Source organism: Massilia sp. TSP1-1-2, assembly GCF_049896185.1.
Classification (GTDB): Bacteria; Pseudomonadota; Gammaproteobacteria; order Burkholderiales; family Burkholderiaceae_D; genus Telluria_A.
Genome location: NZ_JAFCTU010000008.1, coordinates 1 through 16,688, shown reverse-complemented (window position 1 = coordinate 16,688; position 16,688 = coordinate 1). Strand labels below are relative to the sequence as shown.

Sequence of the window (16,688 nt, the reverse complement as noted above, 5' to 3'; positions counted from 1 at the left end):
CTCAGGGGCCGTAATAGTTGCTTGCGAAAATAACACGGTTGGCCGTACACTCAGCCGGACAAAGGCCGCTTTCGGCCAAAGCGGTCATTGCATCGAGCGGCCTTGGTACTGCGGCTAAGCTAAATGATTTTTTCTCCGTTTACTCATTCACGCCAAACAGTTTTCCTCATGTCGCTTCAACGGAATGTTCAACAACAGAACGAACTAGCGTTTCACGAAATGCTTGCCGCAGCGGAGCATTTTAGCGCGAGTGGATTCCTGCTGGAGCCCGGAATTTTCTAAGCAAGCAGGGGATTGACCTCGACACGTCCGTAATCGTCGCAGCATCCGAGGGTTTTGTACTTTGGTTTTCCTTCGGACTCGGCGGAATACTTCTGACGGCAGACCGTCGGTTCTTTAGCTTTGAATTGGAGCTCAATGACGCACTCCACAGATGTTGTGTTTGTGCACGAATTTGCTGACGTGACCGCCCAGTTGAGGCCGTCGCTATGCCGTCGAGTACCATCGACCGACAGGGACCGGCCATAACCTGACACTCGCGGAAGTCGGTGATAGGGCATCATCAAGGCACTCCTGTTGAGTAGCGGGTTTAGACTGTCAGATTTTGCAGTGTGCTCTGACTTCGATGATGTCGGGTTCATGGCTGCCATTTGCCGACATGTGCACGGAGAATTAACTGATGTGGGAACTGGTACTTGAAAAAATTCAACGTCTGAGACAGTTGGACGCGCAACGCCAAGCCTTCGGCGCGGAACTTCATCAATACGAAGCGGCAGCCCCATTGAGTGAAGGGGAGATCGCCGCTGCGGAAGCACGTCTTGGCTGCGCACTTCCAAGTGAACTCGCAGGCTTCTATCGCGAGGTCGGCGATGGCGGCGTGGGGCCATATTACGGAACCGTGCCCGTCAATTCGCTGCAGACAGAGGATGCTAAATACATATTCATCGGTGAGCAAGGCTGCGGACATCGAACTTATGTCATTTCGTCGGGACCGAAGGCGAACGCGATCGTGTTTCGAGATTTGGATGAGGACGGCTTCACCGAGACTGCCACTTCGCTTCTCGCGTTTTACGAAAATTGGCTCGATGATGAACTTGCAGCCTTTCAGGAGGTAAGGCGACTGATTGACGAGGGTTTGTCCGCCGAGGCGATTGTGCTGGAACTTTCGAAATCCCATAAACGGCATGACGGACGCGATCTTGTCGCGAGTGTCATCGACGCTCAAAAGCCAGTAGGACTGTTTGGGTCAAAAGGGCAGCGGATCTATCACGGAGCTACGCAGTTCCCATGGTATGAAAACAGGCTGAACGAGTTCCGCCGACGGACTGCAACTGGGGGTGACTCGCCGGATTCGAGTAAACCAACGGGCGTCCGGGACCAACCTTGGTGGCGCATTTGGAATTAGGCGGTGGTTCTCATGAATGTCGAAATGAGCGCAAGTTGAACTCCGGATACTCTCGCCGGCGCCTGGCGAACCGTACACGACCCAGCAGAAAAACGTGCGTCCTCAGTGGGCAAAGCAATGAAATGATCACTTGCCGGTGTCTGACCGGTAGCGTTTTGGCGAACGAAACGGGCCAACGTGCATCCGGAATAGGGCGACGGTAGCGGCCCCTTAAAAAAAAGTTGCGAAACTTTCGGAGGCCCGTCAGCGGCCCCACTACCCCCGTCAGGTTTGACCACTTTGGTTCCTTAGCGAGCTGATTCAGGTTCAACCCTAGCGGCGAAATTGCGTGGAAAACGCCGACATTGCCGTGTCTTTACAGCATCACCCTTGCAAATGCCGCAGCGGGTGCGCGCCAGCCGGCCACACCGGCGTAAAAAAGCGTTCGACCATCTCACCACTCACTTCGTCCAGCGTGCGCGGATTCCATTGCGGCGCATTATCCTTGTCGATGACCAGCGCGCGCACGCCCTCCAGCACTTCGCCATGCTCAAAATTGTGGCGCACCAAGGTGCGCTCCATGCGCAGGCAGCTGGAAACGTCGAGCCCGGCACCGCGGCGCAGCAGTTCGCGCGTCACGCACATCATCAGCGGCGAGCGCTGGGCCATGGCCGCATGGGCTCTTTGCGCAAAGACGTCGCTGTCCCCCGCCAGCGATTGCATGATGGCCGCCACGCTTGGCGCACTGAAATGGTGGTCGATCCGGCTGCGCTGCGCTTCCAGTTCACTGGCGCCGGCGAACCCCGCATACGGCGCGGCAAAATCTGCGATCATGGCGCGCAGCTCGGCCCCGGGCGTGCTGTCGATGCGTGCGGCCAGCGCGGCCATCTGCTCTTGCGGCACGAACACGTCGGCCAACCCCGCGTACAGGGCGTCGGCCGCGCCGACCGTCAGTCCGGTCAGGCCCAGGTAGTTGCCCAGCTGGCCAGGCGCGCGCGACAAAAAGTAGCTGCCGCCCACGTCCGGAAACAAGCCGATGTTTACTTCCGGCATCGCCATCTTGGTTTTTTCGGTGACGATGCGGATACGGCAGTCGGGCCCGCCCTGCGCAATGCCCATCCCGCCGCCCATGACCACGCCGTCCATCAGCGCCACGTAGGGCTTGGGATAGAAATGGATCAGGTGATTGAGCGCGTATTCTTCGGTAAAAAAGTCTTCCAGCAAGGCACTGCCGCCCATCGGGCTCTTGCCGCCCACCTCATGGAAAAAACGGATGTCGCCGCCGGCGCACAGCGCCTTGGGGCTGCTGCTGCCAAGCACGACCGCATCGACGGCGTCATCCGCGCGCCAGGCCTGCAGCACCGCCGTCAAGTCGCGCACCATCTGCAGCGACAGCGAATTAAGCGCTTTGGGACGGTCGAGGGTGATGATGCCGGTACGGTTGGCAACGCGGGTCTGGACGTATTCGCTCATGGAAGGCTGACAATAAATGGATAGACCCATATTTTAGCCTCCGCAGATGCAAAAAGGGCGCCGCAGGCGCCCTCGTGTCAAGAATCCCGGGCCTTAGATGGCTTCAGGGAGTTCTTCTTCAGGCAGGTGCTTGATGGCCTGGTGATTATGGTCCTGGACCTTGTCCTTGTACTTCATGACTTGACGGTCGAGCTTGTCGATCAGGGTGTCGATAGCGGCGTACAGGTCATGCGACAGGCTTTCTACATACACGGTCTTGCCCGACAGGCGAAGGTTGATTTCAGCCTTTTGTCGTTTTTCTTTTTCAGTCAGGTTATCCACGGTGAGGATCACGGCAATATCAATCACGTGATCGAAATGGCGCTTGACGCGCTCGAGCTTGGTTTGTACGTATTCACGGATGGCTGGGGTCACTTCGAGATGATGTCCGCTAATTGTGAGATTCATACACACTCCTAATAATGGTGTCACTTTCCGTTCGTGCGCGGCGCGCAGAGGAACGGCATAAAAATGCCGATTACAGACACTTCCTGAGGCTGACGGGCGGGATTTTGAGCGCTTCGCGGTACTTGGCAACGGTGCGGCGAGCGATGACCATACCCTGTTCCCCCAGCATGTCCGCAATCTTACTATCGGATAATGGATTTTTAGGGTCTTCTGCTCCTGTCAATTGCACGATGAGTGCACGAATCGCCGTGGAAGATGCTTCTCCCCCCGCTTCGGTGGCGACATGGCTACCGAAAAAGTATTTCAACTCAAACATGCCATGCGGGGTCAGCATGAATTTCTGAGTTGTTACACGAGAAATAGTACTCTCGTGTAGACCAAGTGTATCAGCTATTTCGCGCAGCACAAGGGGACGCATGGCTACCGCGCCATGGCTGAAGAAATTGCGCTGGCGCTCAACAATAGCCTCGGAGACACGCAAGATGGTGTCGAAGCGCTGGCGCATGTTTTTGATCAGCCACTTCGCTTCCTGCAACTGGGCGCCCATCTGGCCTTCGCCCTTGCCCTGCTTGAGCAGGCTCGCGTACATATTGTTCACGCGCAGGCGCGGCATCACGTCGTTGTTGAGCGAGACCGACCAGCCGCCCTTGGCCTTGCGCACAATCACGTCCGGGACCACGAAGTCCGACACATCGGAGGCGAACACGGCGCCCGGGTGCGGATTGCAGCGGCGGATGATGGTCTGCGCCTCGCGCAAGTCTTCGTCGTCGCAGTCGAGCGCTTTTTTCAGCTTGTTGAATTCACGCTGGGCGAACCAGGTCAGGTGCTTTTCGACGATGGCCAGCGCCATGCGGCGCGTCACCAGCGGCACGCCGCGCATGGCGCGAATCTGCAGCGCCAGGCACTCGGACGCATTGCGCGCGCCCACGCCGACCGGATCAAAACTTTGCAGCAGCGACAGCGCGGTCTTGAATTCATCGAAATCGATCTCGAGTTCTTCGGGCATGCGCGCATGGATTTCTTCCAGCGTCTCGGTCAGGTAGCCGTTGTCGTCGAGCGCGTCGACGATCAGTTCGACCAGCGCGCGGTCGCGCACTTCGAGCACCAGCACGCGCATCTGTTCCATCAGATGCTCGCGCAGGGTGGTCGCGCTGCCCTCGAGCTGCGGGCGCGAATCTTCGTCGTCGCTGCTCTTGGCGCGGCCCAGGTCACCCCACTCGCCGTCGTTGTCGTTGTTGTTGTCGTTGTTGCTGGCAGCTTCCCCCTCGGGTGCATCGGCGCTTTGGCCTTCGGCCGGCGCCGGTGCATCCTGCGCGCCCGGTTCGGGCGGCGCCTCGGCCGGCGTGGCGCTGCTGCCGATGGCGCCGTCGGCCAGCAGGCGCACCGAATGGTCGAGCGGATCGTCAAGCCGTTCGAGCAGCGGATTGTCGGTCAGGAGCTGTTCGAGTTCCTGGTGCAGTTCGAGCGTGGACAACTGCAGCAGGCGGATCGACTGCTGCAGCTGCGGCGTGAGCGCAAGGTGCTGCGAGGTGCGTAGTTGCAGGGATTGTTTCATCGGTTTGACCTGCTTACATCCGGAAGTGCTCACCCAGATAAACGCGGCGTACCGATTCGTCTGCGATGATGTCGTCCGGACGGCCAGAGGCCAGCACCGCACCCTGGTTGATGATGTAGGCACGGTCGCAAATGCCGAGCGTTTCGCGCACATTGTGGTCGGTGATCAAAACGCCGATGTCGCGCTCCTTCAGGAACCGCACGATGCGCTGGATCTCGATCACGGCGATCGGATCGACCCCGGCGAACGGTTCGTCGAGCAGCACAAAGCGCGGATTGGTGGCCAGCGCACGCGCGATTTCCACGCGCCGCCGCTCGCCGCCCGACAGCGACATGGCCGGGTTCTCGCGCAGCTTTTCGATCTGCAGGTCATGCAGCAGCGTGTCGAGCCGCTCCTTGAGTTCTGGTTTGCTCAGGCGCTTGCCGTTGACCTTTTGCAGTTCCAGCACGGCGAGGATGTTTTCTTCGACCGTCAGGCGCCGAAACACCGACGCTTCCTGCGGCAGGTACGACAGGCCGAGCGCGGCGCGCCGGTGAATCGGCAGGCTGGAGATATCCACGCCGCTGATGTCGATCGAGCCGGCATCCGACGGCACCAGGCCCACGATCATGTAGAACGAGGTGGTCTTGCCGGCGCCGTTGGGCCCCAGCAGGCCGACTACCTCGCCGCATTCAACCTGCAGCGATACGTCGCGCACGACCAGTTTTTTGCCGTAGCTTTTCTGCAGGCCGCGCACGATCAGCGTGCTGCCACAAGCTTTCGGTTCGATCATGGCATGCCCGTCGGAGCTGGCGTGCCAGTCGGCCCCGTTGGCGCAGTTGGCGCGGTTGGCGCCGGCGCGGCGCGCGGCTTGCGCGGCGCGATGATCAGCTGGCCGCGGCCCTCGCCCGGCTTGCTCGCGCCGCTGGCGTCGTTACGGGCGGTGAATACCTCGCGCATGCTGTCGTACGAAATGAATTCGCTCTTGATTTCGTCGGTCATGTTGCTGCCCTCGATCTGGCGGATATGCGCGCTGCCGAACAGCTTGACGACGCCGCTGCGCTCGTCGTATTCGATGCGCTGCGCATTGCCTTCGACCCACAGCTCGGGGCCGCCGTCGCGCTTTTGGCGAAACGTCGCCATCTTGCCGGGCACGCCCGTGAGCGTCACCTGCATGTCTTCTTCGGGACTGGTCTTGATCACCGCTTTTTCAGCGCGCAGCACCAGCGTGCCCTTAGTGACGACGATGTTGCCGGTAACGATGGTGACCTGGGCGACTTCGTCCACCAGCAGCGTGCCGTAGTCGATTACCGCGCGCTTGCCGGCGTCGGCTTTCTCGGCCGAGGCGCCCAGCGCCACTAGGCCAAACACTGCAATTGCTATTATTTTTTTCATTTTCTACTGCCCTTGGGTGGAACGATGATCTGGCCACCGCCGGCAAACTGCACCTGGCGCGTGGCGTTGTTGGCCTTCATGCCGACGCCGGTAATGGTGTTGGCGCCCAGCGCCATGTCGACCCGCACGCGGGACTCCATGCGGTCTTCTTCCGGAAACACGGTCAGCGCTTCGGTGGTCATGTGCATCAGGCGCGCCATGGGCGAAGCGGGGCGAAAGACGTCGACCTTGCCCAACAGGTCGACCTGGTCGTCCGCATGCCGCAGGCGCGCGCTGTTGGCCTTGACGGTCATTGGACTCTGGCCGGGCGCCAGACTTTGCAGCATGGGCTGCTCGACGTCCGAGACGTCGCCCAGCGGACGGTGGGTCAGCTTGGCGCCGTAGAACAGGTAGCGCGGCTTGCCTTCGGGCGTCATGCGCACGAAACTGAATTTTTCAACGATGTAGTCAGGCTCGTTGCCGGCTGCGGCCGGATCGACCTGGCCGTCGCCGCGCTGCATCACCTGCACCAGCCAGAAGCTGCCCAAGGCGGAGAAGATGAGCGCCGTGATGGTCAGCAGCAGCGGCCAGCGATGGGCGGTGCGCTTATCCATGGCGGCCCCCGCCCCGCAGGCATGGGTCCCGCAGGCCTGATTCCTGATTCTTGCCTGTCACGCGAAATACGGCGCCAGCGCCGCCTCGTACGTGCCCTGCGCGCGCATCACCAGGTCGCACACTTCGCGCACGGCGCCGCGCCCGCCGCCGGCGCGCGTGACGTAATGGGCGCGGTGTTGCACCTCCGGGTGCCCGGTGGGCACGGTGACCGCAAAGCCGACCTGCAGCAGCAGCGGCAGGTCGATCACGTCGTCGCCGATATAGCCGCACTGCTGCGCCGTCAAGCCGGTCGCTTCCAGCAGTCTGGCAAAGGCGATGCGCTTGTCGTGGATGCCCTGGTGGACATGCATGATGCCCAGGTCGGCCGCGCGCCGCACCACAATCGGCGACTCGCGCGCGCTGATGATGGCGGTGGCCACGCCGCTTTTTTGCAGCAGCTGGATGCCCAGGCCGTCGAGGACATTGAAGGTCTTGGTGGTTTCGCCATCCGGGCCGTAGGTCAGGCTGCCGTCGGTGAGCACGCCGTCGACGTCGAAGATCATGACCTTGACGGCCGCGGCGCGGCGCATGTGTTCGAGCTGGTTCATCAGATTACCTTTGCGCGCGTCAGGTCGTGGATGTGCAGGGCGCCGACCAGGCGCCCGTCGTCGTCCACCACCAGCATCTGGTTGATGCGAAACTGCTCCATGACGGCCACCGCGTCCACCGCCAGCTGTTCGGGGCGCACGCGGCGCGGGTCGGCATGCATGACGTCGCGGATCGTGATCTTGGTGAAGTCCTGGACTTTCTCGATCAGGCGGCGCAAGTCGCCGTCGGTGAACACGCCCACTGGACGCTGGTCGGCGTCGACGATGGCGGTCATGCCCATGCCCTTTTGGGTAATTTCGAGCAGCGCGGCGGCCAGCGGCACATCGGCCGTCACCATCGGCACGTCCGAGCCGCTGCGCATCACGTCCTTGACGTGGGTGAGCAGGCGCCGGCCCAGCGCGCCGCCCGGGTGGGAGCGCGCAAAGTCTTCTTCCTTGAAGCCGCGCGCGTCGAGCAGCGCCACGGCCAGCGCGTCGCCCAGCGCCAGCGTGACGGTGGTGCTGGCCGTTGGCGCCAGATTGAGCGGGCACGCTTCCTTGGCCACGGAAACGTCCAGGTGCACGTCGGCCAGCAGCGCCAAACTTGATTTGGGGTTGCCCGTCATGGCGATCAGCGGCGCGCCCATGCGCTTGACGATCGGCAGGATCGACATCAGTTCGGCCGTTTCGCCGGAATTGGAAATGGCGATAAAGGCGTCCTTGGGGGTCACCATGCCCAGGTCGCCGTGGGCAGCTTCGGCCGGATGGACAAACATGGCCGGGGTGCCGGTGGACGAGAGCGTGGCGGCGATCTTGCGGGCGATGTGGCCCGACTTGCCGATGCCCGAGACGACCACGCGCCCGCCGCATTCGAGCAGCATGGCCACTGCCTGGCCGACGCTGTCGTCGCCGACCAGCCGGTCCTGCAGCGCGTGCATGGCGTCGGTTTCGATTTCCAGCGTTTCGCGCGCCATCGCCATGGCGCGCTCGACGACGTTTTTGTCAAAAGCTTTCAGCATTGTTTTTTCATCGGTTACACTCATGGAAGCAGTATAAACGAATTGCGAAAGCAAAAAACTTGCCAGACGCAACAAATAGCGTTTTACCCCTCCACGTCAACGGCATAGCATGGTTTCAGGACTTGAACTTACCCTCTTATTGCTAGGCAGTGCGGTGCTCGGCGTGGTCGCCTTCCGCATGCTGCATCTGCCGCCCATGCTCGGTTATCTGGCAGTTGGCATCCTGATTGGCCCGCACGCGCTGGGCCTGGCCGAAAACAACCATACCACCGAAACGCTGGCCGAATTTGGCGTCGTCTTCCTGATGTTTTCCATCGGCCTGGAGTTTTCGCTTTCCCAGCTGATGGCCATGCGCCGCATCGTGTTCGGGCTGGGCATGGCGCAGGTGGTGCTCACGATCGCGGCCACCATGCTGTTCGGGTGGCTGCTCGCCACCCAGCTGCCGGCCAGCATTCGCATCACGTGGCAGGCCGCCTTTGCGCTGGGCGGCGCGCTGGCCATGTCGTCCACCGCCATTGTCGTCAAGATGCTCACCGAGCGGCTCGAACTGGAAAGCGCGCATGGCCGCAAGATCATCGGCATCTTGCTGTTCCAGGACCTGGCCGTGGTGCCGCTGCTCATTCTGATTCCATCGCTGGGCAAACCGGCCGACGAACTGGCGGGCACGCTGGCCTTGGCGGGCCTGAAGGCGGTCTTTGTGCTGTTGCTGCTGCTGTTCATCGGCCAGAAGATCATGCGCAAGTGGTTCACCATCGTCGTCAAGCGCCGCTCGCAGGAGCTGTTCATGCTCAACCTGCTGCTCATCACGCTGGGCGCGGCCTGGATCACCGAGCGCGCCGGCCTGTCGATGGCGCTGGGCGCTTTCGTGGCCGGCATGCTGATTTCCGAAACCCAGTACCGGCACCAGGTGGAAGAAGACATCAAGCCGTTTCGCGACGTGCTGCTCGGGCTGTTTTTCATCACGGTGGGGATGCTGCTCAATGTGCGCGTGGTGCTGGAAAACTGGTGGCTGGTGCTGATTTTGCTGTGCGGGCCGGTAATGGTCAAGTTCGCGCTGATCGCCGCGCTGGCCAAGCTGTTCGGCGCCTCCGACGGCACCTCGATTCGCACCGGCCTGGGCCTGGCGCAGGCCGGCGAATTCGGCTTCGTGCTGCTGACACTGACCGCCGACGCCAATCTGATCGACCCGTTCATCATCCAGCTGGTGCTCGCCTCGATGGTGCTCTCGATGCTGGCCGCGCCATTCATGATCGAGAAAGCGGACATGATCGTCATGAAGATTTCGTCCAACGAATGGATGCTGCAGTCGCTGCAGCTGACCCAGATCGCCACGCGCACCATGGCCAGCCAGAAGCATGTGATCGTGGCCGGCTTCGGGCGCAGCGGGCAAAGCCTGGCCACGCTGCTGTCCGAGGAAAAAATCGCCTACCAGGCGCTCGACCTGGACCCGGAGCGGGTGCAGGAAGCGCAGGCGGCCGGCGCCCACGTGTCATACGGCGACGCGGCGCGCCGGGAGAGCCTGATCGCCGCTGGCGTGTACCGCGCCAGCGCGCTGGTGATCACGTATGCGAGCACGCCGTCGGCGCTCAAGGTGCTGCACCTGGTGCACGAGCTCGCACCCGCGCTGCCGGTGATCGTGCGCAGCCATGACGACACCGATCTGGACTTGCTCAAAAAAGCCGGCGCCGCCGAAGTGGTGCCCGAGGCGCTTGAGGGTAGCTTGATGCTCGCCTCGCATGCGCTGGTGATGATGGGCGTGCCGCTAAGGCGCGTGGTGCACCGCGTGCAAAGCGCGCGCGACGAGCGCTATGCGTCGCTGCGGGGCTACTTTCACGGCGCGAGCGATATCGGGGACGATCCGGAGCATACCTATGTGCGGCTGCATTCGGTGACGCTGCGCGACGACGCGGGGGCGGTCGGCAAGCGGCTCGAGGAACTGGCGCTGCATGAGGTGGGCGCCGAGGTGACCACGATCCGGCGCGGCAAGGAGCGGCTGGAGGTGACGCCGCGCACGGAACTCAAGCTGGGCGACGTGGTGGTGCTGCGCGGCTCGGCCGAGGCGGTGGACCGGGCTGAGGGGCGCTTGCTGCATTAGACAACGTGATGCAGGCATGGCGCAATGCGCTGCGCTTTTGCGCCCTACGATTAGACAACGTGACGCATGCATGGCGCAATGCGCTGCGCTTTTGCGCCCTACGGGTTGCGGGCGGCGGCCGATTTTTCGAGTTTTGATAGCCGATTTTGCGCCGTCGTGACGGCGCTATGCCGGTTCGGGGTGGTACGCGATGACGCGGTTGCGGCCGGCCTGCTTGGCTTTGTACAGCGCAGAATCGGCCTGCGCCAGCAGCACCTGGGCCACGCCTTCCACCGGGTTTTCGCGCGCAAAGTCGTCCAGCGTCGCCACCCCGATCGAGACCGTGACCGGCAGCGACAAGCCGCACGTCAGGTCAAAGGCGCGGTCGGCGATGCTGGCGCGGATGCGCTGCGCCACCATGCTCGCGCTGTCGAGCTCGGCGTCGATCAGGAGCACCACGAACTCTTCGCCGCCAAAGCGCCCCAGCGCGTCGGAGACGCGCAATTCATCCTTGATGCGCGCCGAGATTTCGCGCAGCACTTCGTCGCCGCCCTGGTGCCCGACGGTGTCGTTGACGGTCTTGAAGTGGTCGATGTCGATGTACATGACCGAGATGCGGTAAGCCTGGCGCCGCGCGCGCGAAATTTCTTCGATCAGGCGCCGGTCGATGTAGCGCCGGTTATACACGCCGGTGAGCGAATCGGTCAGCCCGATGTACTTGAGCATCTCGTTGCTGATTACGTTCTCGAGGCAGATCGCGATGATCGACGCCATGTGCTCGACAAAGTCGGTGCCCATCGACGGCGTGAAGCGCACCGGATCGAGGCTGCCCAGATTCAGGCTGCCGATCAGCCGCTTGTTGCGCAGCAGCGGCACCAGGGCAATGCTTTGCAGGCCGGCGGGAGGGTGAGGGAACATCGGCTGGTGGGTGGCGGGAATGTAGGGGCCGAGCATCGGCTTGGGCGGGCCGGTGTGCTCGCTGCGCGATGGCACGAAGCCAAGCGCCCCGCTGGCGGCTACAAACACCAGGTGCGGGAAGTCGGCGAAATCCACGCCCAGCTTGTTCATGACGGTGCGGATGTCTTCGCCTTCGTCGACCAGGCTCAGGGTGACGATATCGAGCTCGGAAATCACCGGCAAGCTGCGAAAGATGGTGGTGATCAGGGAGGGAAAGCTGTCGGAACCGACGATCTCCAGGTCGAACGCCTGGTGCCGGCACATGATGCCGTGATTGCGCTCGGCCTGTTCCATCATGTAGGCCATGCTGGCGCGCAGCGATTCGTTTTCTTCGGCCAGGTCGCGCGGTAAAGCGCCCGCATCATGCATACAGATCCTTCCCTTGTTCCGTGTTCATACTTAGCTCAACGTTACGCCAATTGCCGTACGCGACCCATATTATGCCCTGCCCCGCCTACGGCGAGCGTTTTGCATTCTTTTGCCTTAAAAGGCGAGCGTCATGGTCGCCGCCTGGCCGACGTACAAGCGCTCGCCGTCGCCCTGGGTGACGATGCAGTTCATGCCAAAGCAGATGGCGCCATCCAAGGCCGGCTTGGCGCGGTAGCGGCTCAAGATATCGAGCGGATCGGGACCGGCCACGCCGGTGCCCTGGTCGACCGAGGGAATCGGGCAGCGCGGGCAGGGTTTGACCGGTTTCAGGTGCGCCTCGCCCAGGGCGAACAAGTCGGCGTAGTCTTCCTCGAAGGCGTCGATGCCGTCGATGACAAGATTGGGACGGAAGCGGTTCATGGGCAGTGCATCGCGCCCGGCTGCGGCCAGCTTTTCGTTCAAGTCAGCCAGCGAGGCCGAACCGATCACCAGCAGCGGGTAGCCGTCCGAAAACAGCGTCGGCGCTTCGACGCCGCCGGTCCACTTGGTGCTGGTCAGGCGCGTCACGCTGGGGTGAAAACGCACCAGCCGGCACGCCACGCCGATTGCTTTCGAAAACCAGGCGGCGGTGGTCTCGTCGCAGTCGTAGGCCAGCCAGGTGTCATCCCACAGCGTGACCTGGCGCGTTTTCTCGTGCTCCGGATCAGGCAGGCCGAGCGGAATTTCCAGGCGCAGCATGCCGGACGCGCGCAATTCGAGCGTGTCGGTTTTCAGGCGCGGCACGATCAGCGCCATGCGCGGATGCTCGCGCTGGGTGAGGAAGACGCCATCCTCGCCCACCACCATCCACTCGCGGTCGTAGACGGCATCGACCGACAGGCCGGCGCTGGTCAGCGTTGCTTCGCGCACCGAAATGCCGGCACAGGACTTAACAGGGTACAAGATGATTTCCGAGAGAATCGCCATGCTGTTTCATTCCGTAAAGATAATGGCGGGTAGTATGCCTCGCAAATCCAATTGCCGCCAGTCCTGGCAGTCCTGGTAACCCCACAGCCATTCTGCGCAGAAAATTGGGAAAAGAACAAAAAACCGTTTAGTATCTGCAATATTAAATTTAAATACACTTTTACCGGGGACTTCATGCTCAAACTTCAACATTTTGCCGCCGCCAGCGCCCTGCTGGCGCTATCGGTCACGCCGGCAACGCAGGCCGCGGCAGCGGCGCCCGCCGGTTTGAAGAGTGCGCTCGCCGACGGCAGCATCGGCCTGCTGCCGGTGCAGAATTTTCGCCTGACGGATGGCAAGTGCGCCGACTGCGCCACCTTGCCGCAAGCCTTATGGTACTTCAAGGACGATGTACTGGCCGTGCCCCAAAGCGCGCAGCCCATGTCCGGTTATGCCGCGCATGCCGCCAATATGCAGGATGTAAAGGAATGGTCGGCCACGCTGGGTGCGGCCACGCTCGCCCATCCGCCCCTGGTGTGGCTGGGCGCGCCCTATCTGTTCGACGACGTGACGCTGCTGCCCAACGGGCGCGAGGTGCGCGCCGCGGACGGCAGCCTGAACGCGCTGCACCTGGCATCGAAAATCCCGACCAATCTGTCGTACTGGAATGAAAAGACGACGGCTTACTTTGCCAAGCGGCCGCTGCGCATGCGTGGCAGCATGAAGGATGTGGCGGGCACACCGACCTTTGTGGCGCGCACCGTCTGGCCCAAGGATTTTGCCATCGATGCCGCCAGCATGCCGGTGCGCCCCTTTGCTGCGGGCGAGAGCCTGACCTCGTTCGTGCAGGAAGCGGGCGGCGGCGCGGCCAGTGCGTTTTCGACGCGCCTGCTGTGGGAGCGCAGCGCCGGCCAGGGCCGCCAGTGGCAGGACAAGCCGGTCATCGGCATCATGCTCAACGGCGCGCAGGGCGATGACGATGAAGCCTTCGGCGGGCACTTTGCGGTTGCCACCGGCACCATCGGCCAGCAGGGGCAAATGTCGGACTGGGTCGTGAACAACTTCTACAATCTCGATTCGTTCAGCGAAAAAGGGATTGTCGCCGCGCCCGTCCCGATGGACAACTACCTGATGGACTTGAACAGCGGGCAGCAGTATTACCGGCCCTCGTACATGCTGGTGGCGGTGCTTGGAAGTGCGCGCACGGCCGTGGCCTACCAGGGCGGCGTGCAGCGCGTCTTCAACCATTTTTACAAGCACGACTTCACTTACCGGCATGCGGCGGCCAATTGCGCCGGCATCAGCGTGGATGTGTTCAAGGCCCTGGGCTGGAATATTCCGCAACGGGGTGCGACCAGCAGCCTGAAGGCAATCGGCGCCTATGGTTACCTGTCGGCCAAGGACATGAGCCTGGCGAGCGGGCGCAAGATCTACGATTACTTGACCGAAGAGCAGACGCGCCTGTATCCGGCGGTTGCCTTCGACGCGGCCGGTACGGACCTGATGCAACTGGTCGGCGCCGGCGCGGCCAAGCCGGTGCGCGAACTGACCGGCTTTGAAAAGCAGTTGCGCGACGACGTCGAAGCGATCGTGCTGGTGCGCATTCCGCAAATTCCATCGAGCCGCGCGATGGGCTCAAACCCGATCTTTTCGTTCGACGAATTCATGGCCCGCACCCCGCCCGACCAGAAGGACTGGAAGATCGTGCCCGTCGGTCCGCGTCCATTTCCAGCCGAACTGCGGGGCGACACGCCGCTGGCTGCCGGACCAAACCCGGTGCCTCTGCCGGTGGCGGGGATCGCGGCCGTTGGCGTGATCGGGATCGGCGCGTTCATGCGCCGGCGCAGGAATGGCAAGGCGAAGCGCGGCTAAGGGCGCGTCGACTTGAGCGCTTGGGAAAATCCACTCCCACCACAACAAAAAAGCCGCGAATTTTCGCGGCTTTTTAATTGTGCACAAGTACTGGCTGCAATCAGACGTTGAACAGGAAGTTCAACACATCGCCATCCTTGACGACATATTCCTTGCCTTCGGCGCGCATCTTGCCCGCCTCCTTGGCGCCGCTCTCGCCCTTGAACGCAATGAAGTCGTCGTAGGCAATGGTCTGGGCGCGAATGAAGCCGCGCTCAAAATCGGTGTGGATCACGCCGGCCGCCTGCGGCGCGGTGTCGCCCACATGGATGGTCCAGGCGCGCACTTCCTTGACGCCGGCCGTAAAGTAAGTCTGCAGGCCCAGCAGTTTATAGGCGGCGCGGATCAGGCGATCCAGTCCCGGCTCTTCCATGCCCATGTCGGACAGGAAGGCGCCTTTGTCGGCGTCGTCCAGATCAGCGATTTCCGACTCGATCGAGGCGCAAATTGCTACCAGCGGCGCGCCCTGGCTCTTGGCGTATTGCGTGAGCTGGTCGAGCAGCGGGTTATCCTTGAAGCCCGTGTCGGACACGTTGGCCACGTACATGGCCGGCTTGGCGGTGATCAGGCACAGCGGCTTGATCAGCAGCAACTCTTCGGCGTCCAGGCCCATTGCGCGTACCGGCTTGGCGTCGTTCAGGAACGGCATCATGCGTTCCATGACGGCCAGCAGCTTGGCCGCATCCTTGTCGCCGGAGCGCGCTTTCTTGTTTTCGCGGTGAATCGCTTTTTCAACGGTGCCCATGTCGGCCAGCGCCAGCTCGGTCTGGATGACTTCGATATCGTCGAGCGGGCTGACCTTGCCGGCTACGTGGATCACGTTGTCGTCTTCAAAGCAGCGCACCACGTTGACAATGGCGTCGGTCTCGCGGATGTGCGATAGAAACTGGTTGCCCAGGCCTTCGCCCTTCGAGGCGCCCGCCACCAGGCCGGCGATGTCGACGAATTCGACAATGGCGTTGACCATGCGCTCAGGCTTGACGATCGCCGCGAGCGCATCCATACGCGGATCCGGCACTTCGACCACGCCCACGTTCGGCTCGATCGTGCAGAACGGATAATTCTCAGCCGGAATGCCGGCCTTGGTCAGCGCATTGAAAAGGGTGGACTTGCCGACGTTAGGCAGGCCGACGATGCCGCATTGCAGACTCATGGGAAAACTTTCTAATTCGATTGACGATGGGCGCTACCAGCATACGCGACCCTGAACCCCATATTGTAACTCGGAAGGGACCTCGCGCCCAATTTCGGCGGCTCGCCCGCCTTCAGAGCAAGGCCCCGTATGCTGCAATCTTGTCGGCCAGGCGGGCCGCAAGCCGAGGGCTGGCCGAACCGAGCGCATCGAGGATGGTACGCGCCTCGATCTTGTATTGCGCGACCTTGTCGGCGTTCCAGTAAAACGGCGGATGATACAAATTGGCGATGCGGTCGGCCAGCTTCACCGCCCAGACCTCTTTCGGCTCCAGTTGTATGCGGCGCAGGGTGTCCTGCATGCGCAAGGCGCTGGTGCCGAGCTGCGCATCCTTGCTCAAGGCTTGCACGCCGCGCGCCACTGCGATGCCGAACCGGTCACGCACGTCGTCGAAGGTGGCGTTCGTATCTTCGATCACGTCGTGCAGCAATGCGCACTGAATGGCCAGGCCGGCATCCCATCCCGCTTCGCCGCCTATGCCCCAGGCCACTTCGGCCGCCACGCTGGCCAGGTGGTTGATGTAAGGAATTTGCTGGTCAGCACTGCGCCCGCCGTAGGTCTGACCCATGTGCTTGAGCGTTACGTATTCCCACGCGCGTGCATAGGTGTCGATATCGGCAGTCATTATTTCCTTTCGATGTGGAGCTCGGTTGCTCGGCCAACCCGGCCATGGAAGCGGTCCACCCAGTATGCACCATCGAAGCTGCACTGGCTGATGAGCCGGCGGTGCATGCCCGCTCTCGACCAGCCGCCGTGGGGGGGGGGGGGGGGGGGGGGGGGGGGGGGGGGCGGGGGGGGGGGGGGGGGCGGGGCGGGGGGGCGCGGGGG

The 16,688-nt window shown here is 62.3% G+C and carries 15 protein-coding genes; 3 read left to right on the top strand and 12 right to left on the bottom strand.

All coding sequences use genetic code 11. The features are described from left to right. Positions 1-679: 679 nt before the first annotated feature. Entirely contained in the window at positions 680-1,405 is a 726-nt protein-coding gene (locus ACP7BV_RS08785; RefSeq protein WP_426103432.1) for an SMI1/KNR4 family protein, read from the top strand. A gap of 363 nt (positions 1,406-1,768) precedes the next feature. Here the strand turns inward: ACP7BV_RS08785 and ACP7BV_RS08780 are convergent, their stop codons facing one another. The 8 genes from ACP7BV_RS08780 to ACP7BV_RS08745 form a co-directional block, all read right to left on the bottom strand. After that, positions 1,769-2,857 (bottom strand): enoyl-CoA hydratase/isomerase family protein, encoded by a 1,089-nt coding sequence (locus tag ACP7BV_RS08780; RefSeq protein ID WP_426103431.1) that lies wholly within the window; start codon positions 2,855-2,857, stop codon positions 1,769-1,771. Positions 2,858-2,950: 93 nt separating this feature from the next. Beyond that, positions 2,951-3,304: a ribosome hibernation-promoting factor, HPF/YfiA family gene (gene hpf, locus ACP7BV_RS08775; RefSeq protein WP_426103430.1), complete on the bottom strand. Its 354-nt coding sequence runs from the start codon at positions 3,302-3,304 to the stop codon at positions 2,951-2,953. A gap of 70 nt (positions 3,305-3,374) precedes the next feature. Further along, positions 3,375-4,859: an RNA polymerase factor sigma-54 gene (locus tag ACP7BV_RS08770; RefSeq protein WP_426103429.1), complete on the bottom strand. Its 1,485-nt coding sequence runs from the start codon at positions 4,857-4,859 to the stop codon at positions 3,375-3,377. Positions 4,860-4,872: 13 nt separating this feature from the next. After that, a complete protein-coding gene (gene lptB, locus ACP7BV_RS08765) occupies positions 4,873-5,631 on the bottom strand; it encodes an LPS export ABC transporter ATP-binding protein (RefSeq protein WP_426103428.1) in 759 nt (252 codons plus the stop codon). Then, positions 5,628-6,233, bottom strand: coding sequence for a lipopolysaccharide transport periplasmic protein LptA (gene lptA, locus ACP7BV_RS08760; protein ID WP_426103427.1), 606 nt, complete (start codon positions 6,231-6,233; stop codon positions 5,628-5,630). Before lptA ends, lptB begins: the two co-directional genes overlap by 4 nt. Next, positions 6,230-6,826 carry an LPS export ABC transporter periplasmic protein LptC gene (gene lptC, locus ACP7BV_RS08755; protein WP_426103426.1) on the bottom strand — a complete coding sequence of 199 codons (597 nt, stop codon included), beginning with the start codon at positions 6,824-6,826 and terminating at the stop codon, positions 6,230-6,232. The genes lptA and lptC overlap by 4 nt, the downstream gene beginning before the upstream one ends. A gap of 57 nt (positions 6,827-6,883) precedes the next feature. Then, on the bottom strand, positions 6,884-7,414 hold the full coding sequence (locus tag ACP7BV_RS08750) for a KdsC family phosphatase (RefSeq protein WP_426103425.1): 531 nt from the start codon (positions 7,412-7,414) through the stop codon (positions 6,884-6,886). Next, positions 7,414-8,436, bottom strand: coding sequence for a KpsF/GutQ family sugar-phosphate isomerase (locus tag ACP7BV_RS08745; protein ID WP_426103424.1), 1,023 nt, complete (start codon positions 8,434-8,436; stop codon positions 7,414-7,416). Before ACP7BV_RS08745 ends, ACP7BV_RS08750 begins: the two co-directional genes overlap by 1 nt. 85 nt (positions 8,437-8,521) lie before the next feature. On the opposite strand from ACP7BV_RS08745, the gene ACP7BV_RS08740 reads away from it, so the two are divergent. Continuing rightward, complete coding sequence (locus ACP7BV_RS08740; protein WP_426103423.1) at positions 8,522-10,507, top strand: monovalent cation:proton antiporter-2 (CPA2) family protein; 1,986 nt, start codon at positions 8,522-8,524, stop codon at positions 10,505-10,507. A gap of 165 nt (positions 10,508-10,672) precedes the next feature. On the opposite strand, the gene ACP7BV_RS08735 is transcribed toward ACP7BV_RS08740, so the two are convergent. Beyond that, positions 10,673-11,812, bottom strand: a complete 1,140-nt coding sequence (locus tag ACP7BV_RS08735; RefSeq protein ID WP_426103422.1) for a DUF484 family protein — start codon at positions 11,810-11,812, stop codon at positions 10,673-10,675. 114 nt (positions 11,813-11,926) lie between these two features. Next, on the bottom strand, positions 11,927-12,778 hold the full coding sequence (locus ACP7BV_RS08730; RefSeq protein ID WP_426103421.1) for an MOSC domain-containing protein: 852 nt from the start codon (positions 12,776-12,778) through the stop codon (positions 11,927-11,929). 174 nt (positions 12,779-12,952) lie between these two features. Between ACP7BV_RS08730 and ACP7BV_RS08725 the strand changes: the two genes are divergently transcribed. Beyond that, a complete protein-coding gene (locus ACP7BV_RS08725) occupies positions 12,953-14,629 on the top strand; it encodes a hypothetical protein (protein ID WP_426103420.1) in 1,677 nt (558 codons plus the stop codon). A gap of 100 nt (positions 14,630-14,729) precedes the next feature. Here ACP7BV_RS08725 and ychF read toward each other — a convergent pair whose 3' ends face one another. Continuing rightward, complete coding sequence (gene ychF / locus ACP7BV_RS08720) at positions 14,730-15,821, bottom strand: redox-regulated ATPase YchF (protein WP_426103419.1); 1,092 nt, start codon at positions 15,819-15,821, stop codon at positions 14,730-14,732. Positions 15,822-15,933: 112 nt separating this feature from the next. Beyond that, the gene (locus tag ACP7BV_RS08715) at positions 15,934-16,485 is read right to left on the bottom strand and encodes an HD domain-containing protein (protein ID WP_426103418.1); all 552 of its coding nucleotides are present in this window, start codon (positions 16,483-16,485) and stop codon (positions 15,934-15,936) included. Between the last annotated feature and the right edge of the window lie 203 nt (positions 16,486-16,688).